The organism is Mycobacterium sp. (genome assembly GCF_049683935.1).
Lineage (GTDB): Bacteria > Actinomycetota > Actinomycetes > Mycobacteriales > Mycobacteriaceae > Mycobacterium.
Window position 1 is genome coordinate 1 of sequence record NZ_JBAUJR010000371.1, and the last position, 10,877, is coordinate 10,877.

The window sequence follows — 10,877 nt, forward strand, 5'->3', positions numbered from 1 at the left end:
CCGACTCGCCACCGCAGGCGCCTTCCACACCCGGTACATGGCCTCGGCGCTCGACGCGTACGCCGAAGTCGCCGACAAGATCACGCCGTCCGAGCCGACCGTCACACTGCTGTCGAACGCCGACGGCGCGCCGGTGACCTCGGCCGCCGATGCGATGACCAAGCTCGTGGCACAGTTGACCCGGCCGGTCCGCTGGGACCTGTGCACGGCGACCATGCGGGACCGGGAAGTCTCGGCGGTCGTCGAGTTCCCACCGGCGGGGACGCTGACCGGCATCGCCAAGCGGGAGCTCAAGGGAACACCCACCCATCCCGTCAAGTCCCCCGCCGACCTGGACGCGCTCGCGGAGTCCCTGCGCGCCTGACCAGACCACATTTCCACCATCTGTACGTACCAACCCAAGTAACAACACATAGATAGAAGGAGCCACAGTGGCCGCCACTCAGGACGAAATCATCACCGGACTCGCCGAGATCATCGAAGAGGTCACCGGCATCGAGCCCTCCGAGGTGACTCCCGAGAAGTCGTTCGTCGACGACCTGGACATCGACTCGCTGTCGATGGTGGAGATCGCCGTTCAGACCGAGGACAAGTACGGCGTGAAGATCCCCGACGAGGATCTCGCCGGCCTGCGCACCGTCGGTGACGTCGTCGCCTACATCCAGAAGCTCGAGCAGGAGAACCCCGAGGCCGCCGCTGCCATCCGGGCACAGATCACCGGTGACAAGTGACCAGACCTTCCACTGCTAACGGCGGTTTCCCCAACGTCGTCGTGACCGCCGTCACGGCGACCACGTCGATCGCACCGGACATCGAGAGCACGTGGAAGGGTCTGCTCGCAGGCGAAAGCGGCATCCGCGTCCTCGAAGACGACTTCGTCACGAAGTGGGATCTTGCGGTGAAGATCGGGGGGCACCTCAAGGAGCCCCTCGATCCACTCATGACCCGACTGGAACTGCGGCGCATGTCGTACGTCCAGCGGATGTCGAAGTACCTCGGCAATCAGCTGTGGGACAGCATCGGGCGTCCGGAGGTCGATCCCGACCGTTTCTCGGTCGTGATCGGCACCGGCCTCGGTGGCGGCGAGAAGATCGTCGAGACCTACGACGCGATGAACGAGGGTGGCCCCCGCAAGGTATCGCCACTGGCTGTTCAGATGATCATGCCGAACGGCGCGGCCGCGGTCGTCGGCCTGGAGCTGGGCGCCCGCGCCGGGGTCATCACCCCGGTCTCGGCGTGCTCGTCCGGGTCCGAGGGCATCGCCCACGCATGGCGGCAGATCGTCATGGGTGACGCGGACATCGCCGTCTGCGGTGGCGTCGAAGGCGGCATCGAGGCACTGCCCATCGCAGCGTTCTCGATGATGCGCGCGATGTCGACCCGCAACGACGATCCGGAAGGCGCGTCGCGGCCGTTCGACAAGAACCGCGACGGCTTCGTCTTCGGTGAGGCCGGCGCGCTCATGGTCATCGAGACCGAAGAGCATGCCAAGGCCCGTGGCGCCAAGCCGCTGGCCAGGCTGCTGGGCGCGGGCATCTCCTCCGACGCGTACCACATGGTCGCGCCGGCGCCCGACGGCCTACGGGCCGCCCACGCGATGAAGCGGGCGATGGAGACCGCCGGGCTGTCCGCGAAGGACATCCAGCACGTCAACGCGCACGCCACGTCGACCTCGATCGGCGACCTCGCCGAGGCCAACGCCATCCGGGCCGCCGGTGTGGAGCACGCCGCGGTGTACGCGCCGAAGTCCGCCCTGGGCCACTCCATCGGTGCGGTCGGCGCACTGGAGTCGATCCTCACGGTGCTCTCGTTGCGGGACGGCGTCATCCCGCCCACACTGAACTTCGAGACGCCCGACCCCGAGATCGATCTCGATGTCGTCGCGGGTGAGCCTCGATATGGCGACTACCAGTACGCCATCAACAACTCGTTCGGTTTCGGCGGCCACAATGTGGCTCTGGCGTTCGGTCGCTACTAGAGCACGGGCGACACCAGACCGCAGAGGCATTCGGCCGACATCAGGCCGGAGAAAGGACGCGCAGCTCACTTATGGCTTCGCCGACAACAGGTAGCGGACTTCCGGACGTCGTCGTCACCGGCATCGCAATGACCACGAGTGTGGCCACCGATGCCGAGTCGACATGGAAGGCGCTGCTTGACGGCCAGAGCGGTATCCGCACGCTCGAGGATCCCTTCATCGAGCAGTTCCAGCTGCCCGTCACCATCGGCGGCCACCTGCTCGAGGACTTCGAGTCGGAACTGACCAAGGTCGAGAACCGGCGGATGTCCTACGTCCAGAAGATGGCTGCCGTGCTGGGTCGTCGGGTCTGGGAGAACGCCGGGTCCCCCGAAGTCGACACGAACCGCCTGCTGGTGTCGATCGGAACCGGACTCGGTGGCGCCGAGGCGCTGGTGTTCGCCTACGACGGCCTCCGGGAACGCGGCCTTCGCAGCGTGTCCCCGCTGTCGGTCCAGATGTACATGCCCAACGGCCCGTCGGCTGTGGTCGGGCTGGACCGGGGAGCCAAGGCCGGTGTCGTGACGCCGATCTCTGCGTGCGCCTCCGGTTCCGAGGGCATCGCCCAGGCGTGGCGCAACATCGTGCTCGGCGAAGCCGACATCGCGATCTGCGGCGGCGTCGAGCAGCGCATCGAGGCGGTGCCGATCGCCGCGTTCGCCCAGATGCGAATCGTGATGTCCACCAACAACGACGACCCCGCCGGTGCCTGCCGCCCGTTCGACAGGGACCGCGACGGCTTCGTCTTCGGTGAGGCAGGCGCGCTCCTGGTCATCGAGACCGAGGAGCACGCCAAGGCCCGCGGCGCCACGCCGCTGGCTCGGCTGATGGGCTCGAGCATCACCTCCGACGGCTTCCACATGGTGGCGCCCGACCCCAACGGCGAGCGTGCGGCGTTCGCCATGACGCGCGCCATGCAGTTGGCGGGTCTACAGCCCTCCGACATCGACCACGTGAACGCGCACGCCACCGGCACCAGCGTCGGCGACGTCGCCGAAGGCCACGCGATCAACACCGCGATGGGCGGGCACCGTCCGGCGGTGTTCGCCCCGAAGTCGGCCCTCGGCCACTCGGTCGGCGCGGTCGGCGCGGTGGAGTCGATCCTGACCCTGATGGCGGTGCGCGACGGCATCATCCCGCCCACACGGAACCTGAAGAATCTCGATCCCGAGATCGATCTAGACGTGGTGGCCGGGGAACCACGTACCGGGGATTTCCGGTATGCAATCAACAATTCGTTCGGATTCGGCGGGCACAATGTCGCACTCGCCTTCGGTAAGTACTGAAACGGCAGGAGAACACATGACGACGATGGCCCCAGAAACGGTGAACGAATCACTGGATCCGCGTGATCCGCTGCTGCGCCTTTCCACCTTCTTCGACGACGGCACGGTCGAACTACTGCACGAGCGGGACCGCTCCGGCATCCTGGCCGCGGCCGGCACCGTCAACGGTGTGCGGACGATCGCGTTCTGCACCGACGGCACCGTCATGGGCGGCGCGATGGGCGTCGAGGGCTGCGCCCACATCGTCAACGCCTACGACGTCGCGATCGAGGAGCAGAGCCCGATCGTCGGAATCTGGCATTCCGGCGGCGCGCGACTGGCCGAGGGCGTCAAGGCGCTGCACGCGGTCGGTCTGGTCTTCGAGGCGATGATCCGGGCGTCGGGCTACATTCCGCAGATCTCGGTGGTCGTCGGCTTCGCCGCCGGTGGCGCTGCCTACGGCCCCGCGCTCACCGACGTCGTGATCATGGCGCCGGAGGGTCGGGTGTTCGTCACCGGCCCCGACGTCGTGCGCAGTGTGACCGGTGAGGACGTCGACATGGCGTCGCTCGGCGGCCCGGACACCCACCACAAGAAGTCCGGTGTGTGCCACATCGTCGCCACCGATGAACTCGACGCCTACGATCGCGGCCGTCGCCTGGTCGGATACTTCTGCCAGCAGGGACATTTCGACCGCAGCAAGGCCGAGGCCGGCGATACCGACCTGCGGGCGCTGCTGCCGGAATCGTCGCGGCGCGCCTACGACGTGCACCCGTTGGTCGAGGCACTGCTGGACAGCGATGCACCGTTCGAGGAGTTCCAGGCCAAGTGGGCTCCATCGATGGTCGTCGGCCTGGGTCGGCTCTCCGGACGGACCGTCGGCGTGCTGGCCAACAACCCGCTGCGCCTCGGCGGCTGCCTGAACTCCGAAAGCGCCGAGAAGGCAGCACGTTTCGTGCGGCTGTGTGATGCCTTCGGTATCCCGCTGGTCGTCATCGTCGACGTGCCCGGCTACCTGCCCGGCGTGGACCAGGAGTGGGGCGGCGTCGTCCGCCGCGGCGCCAAGCTGCTGCACGCCTTCGGCGAGTCCTCCGTTCCGCGGGTCACGCTGGTCACCCGCAAGATCTACGGCGGCGCCTACATCGCGATGAACTCGCGGTCGCTGAACGCCACCAAGGTGTTCGCATGGCCGGACGCCGAGGTCGCTGTCATGGGCGCCAAGGCCGCGGTCGGCATCCTGCACAAGAAGAAGCTGGCCGCCGCCGCCCCCGAGGATCGCGAGGCGCTGCACGAAGAGCTTGCCGTCGAGCACGAGCGGATCGCCGGTGGCGTCGACTCCGCGATCGAGATCGGCGTCGTCGACGCCAAGATCGACCCGTCACACACCCGCAGCGTGCTGACCCAGGCGCTGGCCGAGGCGCCGGCACGCCGCGGCCGCCACAAGAACATCCCGCTGTAAGCCCTACCGCCGGAATTGCGTTCCAGCAGGCCGTTACTCGGACTTCTCCTGCCGGAATGCAATTCCGGCGAGCATTTCCGCGGCGGCGTCTTCGGCTCGGGCCCGGTCCTCGGCGACCAGGCCGATGCGGGTGCGCCGGTCCAGGATGTCGTCGACGGTGAGTGCCCCCTCATGGGTGACCGCGTACTCGAACTCCGCCCGGGTGACGTCGATGCCTTCTGCGACCTGATCGATCGGCCGCTCGCAGCCCGCACGGGCGATCACGTTGGGCGCGTCGGCGCCGAAGCGCGCCACCCGCGATCCCGGCCGATCAGCCGACGACCGAAGTGATGCCACCGGATTGGCCGGCGCCCCGACGAGCGGCAGGTTGCGGGTCCGGCACACCCCCGCGGTCAGGCCACGCAACGTGACGGCACGGTCGACCACATCCTCGGCCATGAAACGGTATTCGGTCAGTTTGCCGCCGATCACGCTGATCACTCCCGACGGGGACTCGACGACAGCGTGGTCGCGCGAGACGTCAGCGGTCCTGCCTGCACCGGTGTCGATCAGCGGCCGCAGGCCCGCGTAGGCGCCCACGACATCGGCGGGACCCAGCGCTGTGTCCAGCGCGGTGTTGACGGTGTCGAGCAGGAAAGTGACCTCTGCCGAAGTGGGCTCCGGCACATCGGGAATCGGCCCGGGTGCGTCCTCGTCGGTCAGGCCCAGGTACACCCGGCCCAGTTGTTCGGGCATCGCGAACACGAACCTGTTGAGTTCGCCGGGTATCGGAACGGTCAGCGCCGCAGTGGGATTGCCGAATGCAGCGGCGTCGAACACCAGGTGGGTACCACGGCTGGGCCGCAACCGGATCGAGTTGTCCACCTCGCCGGCCCACACCCCGGTGGCATTGACCACCGCGCGCGCTGCGACGTCCACCGACTCGCCGGTCAGCACGTCGGTCAACGTGACGGAGGTGCGTGTCGCATTCGAGGCCGCGACGCGGGTGAGGATTCTGGCTCCGTGCTGCGCGGCGGTACGAGCCACCGCGGTGACCAGGCGGGCATCGTCGATGAGTTGCCCGTCGTAGGCCAGCAGTGCCCCGTCGAGGCCATTGCGGCGAACGGTCGGCGCCAGTGCGACGGCGCGGTCGGCGTCGATCCGGCGGGACCGGGGCAATGTGGCGGCCGGGGTGCCTGCCAGCCTGCGCAGTCCGTCGCCGGCGGCGAAGCCGAATCGGACCAGAGCTCGTGAAGGCTTTGTCATCTCGGGCAGCAAAGGGACAAGCTGTGGCATCGCGCGCACCAGGTGGGGCGCATTGCGGGTCATCAGGATGCCGCGTTCGACCGCGCTGCGCCGGGCGATGCCGACGTTGCCGCTGGCCAGGTAGCGCAGGCCGCCGTGGACCAACTTCGAACTCCACCTGCTGGTTCCGAACGCCAGATCGTGCTTCTCGACCAGCGCGACGGTCAGCCCGCGGGTCGCCGCATCCAGCGCGATTCCGACTCCGGTGATGCCGCCGCCGATCACGATCAGGTCGACGGTGGCGCCGTCGGTCAGTTCGGACAATTCGCCCGCCCGCCGCGACGCATTCAGAGCCGTTGAGCTGCTCATGGTTTCAGGTATCCGTTCAGTGCGACGTCCAACTCGTCGTTGAGTGCCGCGTTGTCGATGATCTCGCCGACCATCTGCGCGGACTGGATGGTCGACTGGGTGATGAGCAGGCACATGGCGGCCATCTGACGAGGGTCGCCGGATCGCACGCTACCGTCGTCCTGCGCCGCCTTGATCGCCTCAGCCAAGGCGTCGACCATGATCTGCTGGCTGGTGCCCAGTCGTTCAGCGATGTAGACCATCGCCAGGTTCGGCGCGTTGCGGATGACCGACTGCACGAGGTCGTCGCCGCGCAGATGCTCGGCGACGGCGACGACGCGGGCGACCATCTGCTCGCGGCCGACGCCTCGGTCGGGTACCGACTCGAGCACGCCCGCGATGCGGATCGTCAGCAGTTCGGCGATCACCCAGCGGATGTCGGGCCAGCGGCGATAGATTGTGGGCCGACTGACCCGCGCGCGCCGCGCGATCTCGGTCATGGTGGTCCGCTCGACCCCGTAGGCGAGGATGCACTCCGCTGCGGCGTCGAGGATTCGCTTCTCGACACTGCTATCAGAGTTACGGATTGACATGATCTGTAATACTGTAACTCATGACTCACGCCGATGCCCACCCAATCGAGCCACCGATGCAGTGGAACGCCTGGGGTGACCCCGCTGCGGCCAAGCCCCTCTCCTCCGGGATCCGGGACCTTCTCGACCAGGCACTCGGGATCGACGGGACCGGTGTCGACGAACCCACTGCCGACCAGGTGCGGCTTCGGCCGTCGGCGCTGTCTCAGAGCGATCGTGACGGCCTGAGCTCCATCGTCGGCACGGCGAACCTCACCATCGACGATCGCAGCCGACTCCTGCGTGCCGGCGGCAAGTCGACCCTGGATCTGCTCCGACGCCGCGACTTCGGCGTGCAGGACGCGCCGGACGCGGTGCTGCTGCCCGCCGACGAAGCAGAGATCGCCACGATCCTCACCTACTGCGCCGACCACAGCATTGCCGTGGTCCCGTTCGGGGGCGGCACCAGCGTGGTCGGCGGGTTGGATCCGGTGCGCGGCGACTTCAAGGCTGTGGTCTCGCTGGACCTGCGCAGGTTGAACGAACTGCACGCCCTCGACGAGGTCTCCTGGGAGGCCGAGCTCGGTGCCGGCCTGAGCGGGCCGGACGCGGAACGACTCCTCGGCGAGCGCGGCTTTTCCCTCGGGCATTTCCCGCAGAGCTATCTGTTCGCCACGATCGGCGGGTTCGCGGCGACCCGCTCGTCCGGTCAGGACTCTGCAGGCTACGGCCGGTTCAACGACATGGTTCGCGGCCTGCGGGCCGTCACACCTGCGGGCATCCTCGACCTGGGCCGTGCGCCCGAGTCCGCGGCCGGACCCGACCTGCGCCAGCTGCTCATCGGATCGGAGGGAACCTTCGGGATCATCACCCGGGTGCGGGTCCGTGTCCATCCGATCCCGGAGGCCACCCGCTACGAGGCGTGGTCGTTTCCGGACTTCGCCACCGGCGCCGACGCCCTGCGTGCGGTCATCCAGACAGGCACCGGGCCGACGGTCATCCGGCTGTCCGACGAGGCCGAGACCGGGGTGAACCTCGCGACCGCCGACAATATCGGGGAGCAGCAGATAACAGGCGGCTGTCTGGCCATCACCGCGTTCGAGGGCACTGAGGCGCACGTCGAGAGCCGCCATGCCGAGACGCGGGCGCTGTTGGAGGCCCGAGGCGGCACCTCGTTGGGCGACGGTCCCGCACGCGCCTGGGAGCACGGTCGGTTCAACGCGCCTTACCTGCGCGACTCCCTGCTGTCCGCGGGTGCGCTGTGCGAGACGCTGGAGACCGCGACCAACTGGTCGAATGTTCCGGCGCTGAAGACCGCGGTCACCGAGGCCCTCACCCGCGCGCTCGCCGATTCCGGCACCCCGGCGCTGGTGCTGTGCCACATCTCGCACGTGTATCCCACCGGCGCCTCGCTCTACTTCACGGTCGTGGCGGCGCAGCGTGGCAACCCGATCGAGCAGTGGCGCACCGCCAAGGCGGCCGCATCCGATGCGATGGTCCGCGTCGGCGCCACCATCACCCACCATCACGCCGTCGGCTCCGATCACCGGCCGTGGATGCGGGACGAGGTCGGCGACGTCGGGGTGCAGATCCTGCGGGCGGTCAAGGCGTCGCTCGATCCCGCCGGAATCCTCAACCCGGGCAAGCTGATTCCGTGAACCAGCGCGCTCGCGTCACGGTGCTGACCAACCCGGCGTCGGGGCACGGCAGCGCGCCGCACGCCGCCGAGCGCGCCATCACACAACTGCACCGGCGTGGTGTGGACGTCGTCGCGGTAGCAGGCCGCGACGCCGAGCACGCGCGACAACTCGTCGAGGGTGCCCTCGAGCGCGGCATGGACGCGTTGGTGGTGGTCGGCGGCGTCGGCATCGTCTCGCTCGCGCTGCAGGTGCTCGCGCAGACCGACATCCCGCTGGCGATCGTCCCCGCGGGTACGGGCAACGACCATGCACGCGAGTTCGGGATCCCGACCAGGGATCCCGAGGCCGCGGCCGACGTCGTAGTCGACGGAGTCGTCGACGACGTGGACCTTGGCCGGATCGTGGGTGCCGACGGCACCACGAAGTGGTTCGGCACCGTGATGGCGGCGGGCTTCGACTCGCTGGTCACCGACAGGACGAATCGGATGCGCTGGCCGCACGGTCGGATGCGGTACAACCTCGCGATGGTGGCCGAGATCTCCAAGCTGCGACTGCTGCCGTTCCGGCTGACATTCGACGGCAACGATGAGATCCGCACCGATCTGACCCTCGCGGCGTTCGGCAACACCCGCAGCTACGGCGGCGGGATGTTGATCTGCCCGGATGCCGACCCGCACGACGGCCAACTCGACGTGACCATGGTGGCGTCGGCGTCACGCACCCGGCTGATCCGGCTGTTTCCGACCGTGTTCAAGGGCAAGCACATCGAACTCGACGAGGTCCGTACCAAGCGGGCGCGCACGATCTCGGTCGAGTCACCCGGCCTCACGGCCTACGCCGACGGTGAGTATGTCTGCCCGCTGCCGGTGGAAGTGTCGGCGGTCCCGGCCGCGTTGAAGATCCTGCGGCCCGGCTGACATCACACCTAGCCGACTCCCCGATTCAGCCAGCTGACCTCGGCACCTCTGCCACCGTCGCGGTAGGCCTCGAGCGCTTCGTCCCACGCGGTACCCAGGACGGAGTCCAGTTCGGCGGCCAACATGTCTGCACCCGAGGCCATCAGGGTGCGCAACCGCATCTCCCCGACCATCACGTCGCCGTTGGCGCTCATCGCGCCGCTCCACAGTCCGAGTTGCGGGGTGTGGCACCAACGGTGGCCGTCGACGCCGCTACTCGGATCCTCGGTGACCTCGAAACGCAGCACCGACCACGAGCGCAGCGCGTTCGCCAACTGGCCGCCGGTGCCGACCGGCCCGACCCAGTTGGTGACGGCGCGCAGTTGCCCGGGCATGGCAGGTTGGGGGGTCCACTTCAGATTCGCCCTCGCGGAGAGGGTCGACGACAACGCCCACTCGACGTGAGGGCACACCGCCGCGGGTGAGGCATGGATGTAAACCACGCCCGTCGTCGCGTCGGCGAATTGGTTCGCTGCACGCATCTACTGCTCCTTCGGCTCCACGAGGGACGTCTTCCCCAACGACCTGGTGGATTACTTGAGAGACAGAAGATGTAGTTGTGCTGTGCGAGTCCATTGTGCCTTGTGAGACGGATGTTGCGCTAGTCCGGTGTTGAATCTCTCAGAACTTCATCAGATAGTGCCGGCATCACCGTGTGCGCCCACTCCCCGAATTTGCGGTCGGTCAGCACGACCAGGGCCAGACAGGCGTCCGGATCAACCCACAGGAACGTTCCCGACTGGCCGAAATGACCGAAGGTACGGCCCGAGTTCGCTTGACCCGTCCAGTGCGGTGATTTGCCGTCGCGGATCTCGAACCCCAACCCCCAGTCGTTGGGCCGCTGCGCCCCGAAGCCGGGAAGCACTCCGTCGAGCCCGGGGAACTGCACGCTGGTGGCCTCGGCATGCATCTGTGCTGACACCGTCACCGGGTTCAGCAGATCGCCGGCAAACCTGACGAGGTCGTCGACCGACGACGTCGCCCCGTAGCCTGCTGCCGGCGCGCCACCGTCGAGCACCGTGTCGGCCATCCCGAGGGGTTCGAGGACCGACTCGGTCAGATAGGTGTCGAACGCGATCGAGGACTGCTGTTCGAGCACTTCGGCCAGCACCGCGAACCCGTGATTCGAGTAGATCCGCCGAGTGCCCGGTCGCGCGATCACCTTGGCCGACGTCATCTCGTAACCGGCAGTGTGGGCGAGCAGGTGACGCACCGTCGATCCGGGCGGGCCGGCTTCGGTGTCGAGTTCGACGGCCCCCTCCTCGATGGCCACCTGTACGGCACGGGCGACCACCGGCTTGGTCACCGACGCCAGCGGGTAGCGACGCCGGGTGTCGCCGTAGCTCTCCACCACCCCGGACGGCCCCACCACCGCCGCGGCGGCGGTGGGCACCGG

General features: G+C 68.0%; 11 protein-coding genes. 7 read left to right on the top strand and 4 right to left on the bottom strand.

Features of this window, described 5'->3' with window-relative positions; genetic code table 11:
* The 5 genes from WA965_RS21455 to WA965_RS21475 all read left to right on the top strand — a co-directional run.
* Window positions 1-364 (top strand): ACP S-malonyltransferase (locus WA965_RS21455; protein WP_526448047.1); only part of this gene is annotated, 364 nt, incomplete at its 5' end.
* Between the two features lie 67 nt (window positions 365-431).
* Window positions 432-731 (top strand): meromycolate extension acyl carrier protein AcpM, encoded by a 300-nt coding sequence (gene acpM / locus WA965_RS21460; RefSeq protein ID WP_178359959.1) that lies wholly within the window; start codon window positions 432-434, stop codon window positions 729-731.
* Complete coding sequence (gene kasA, locus WA965_RS21465) at window positions 728-1,978, top strand: 3-oxoacyl-ACP synthase KasA (protein WP_178359958.1); 1,251 nt, start codon at window positions 728-730, stop codon at window positions 1,976-1,978. Before acpM ends, kasA begins: the two co-directional genes overlap by 4 nt.
* 71 nt (window positions 1,979-2,049) lie before the next feature.
* Complete coding sequence (gene kasB, locus WA965_RS21470) at window positions 2,050-3,303, top strand: 3-oxoacyl-ACP synthase KasB (protein WP_526448048.1); 1,254 nt, start codon at window positions 2,050-2,052, stop codon at window positions 3,301-3,303.
* A 16-nt stretch (window positions 3,304-3,319) separates the two neighbouring features.
* Window positions 3,320-4,741, top strand: a complete 1,422-nt coding sequence (locus WA965_RS21475) for an acyl-CoA carboxylase subunit beta (protein ID WP_526296646.1) — start codon at window positions 3,320-3,322, stop codon at window positions 4,739-4,741.
* Window positions 4,742-4,774: 33 nt separating this feature from the next.
* On the opposite strand, the gene WA965_RS21480 is transcribed toward WA965_RS21475, so the two are convergent.
* Together WA965_RS21480 and WA965_RS21485 are read right to left on the bottom strand one after the other, a co-directional pair.
* On the bottom strand, window positions 4,775-6,334 hold the full coding sequence (locus WA965_RS21480; protein ID WP_526448049.1) for a glycerol-3-phosphate dehydrogenase/oxidase: 1,560 nt from the start codon (window positions 6,332-6,334) through the stop codon (window positions 4,775-4,777).
* Window positions 6,331-6,909, bottom strand: coding sequence for a TetR/AcrR family transcriptional regulator (locus tag WA965_RS21485; RefSeq protein ID WP_526296654.1), 579 nt, complete (start codon window positions 6,907-6,909; stop codon window positions 6,331-6,333). Before WA965_RS21485 ends, WA965_RS21480 begins: the two co-directional genes overlap by 4 nt.
* Before the next feature lie 53 nt (window positions 6,910-6,962).
* On the opposite strand from WA965_RS21485, the gene WA965_RS21490 reads away from it, so the two are divergent.
* A complete protein-coding gene (locus tag WA965_RS21490) occupies window positions 6,963-8,543 on the top strand; it encodes an FAD-binding oxidoreductase (RefSeq protein WP_526296652.1) in 1,581 nt (526 codons plus the stop codon).
* Window positions 8,540-9,442 (top strand): diacylglycerol kinase, encoded by a 903-nt coding sequence (locus WA965_RS21495; protein ID WP_526448050.1) that lies wholly within the window; start codon window positions 8,540-8,542, stop codon window positions 9,440-9,442. Before WA965_RS21490 ends, WA965_RS21495 begins: the two co-directional genes overlap by 4 nt.
* An 8-nt stretch (window positions 9,443-9,450) precedes the next feature.
* Here the strand turns inward: WA965_RS21495 and WA965_RS21500 are convergent, their stop codons facing one another.
* Together WA965_RS21500 and WA965_RS21505 are read right to left on the bottom strand one after the other, a co-directional pair.
* The gene (locus tag WA965_RS21500; protein ID WP_178359953.1) at window positions 9,451-9,963 is read right to left on the bottom strand and encodes a DUF3145 domain-containing protein; all 513 of its coding nucleotides are present in this window, start codon (window positions 9,961-9,963) and stop codon (window positions 9,451-9,453) included.
* A 119-nt stretch (window positions 9,964-10,082) separates the two neighbouring features.
* The coding region (locus WA965_RS21505; protein WP_526448051.1) for a serine hydrolase domain-containing protein at window positions 10,083-10,877 on the bottom strand (795 nt) is incomplete at its 5' end.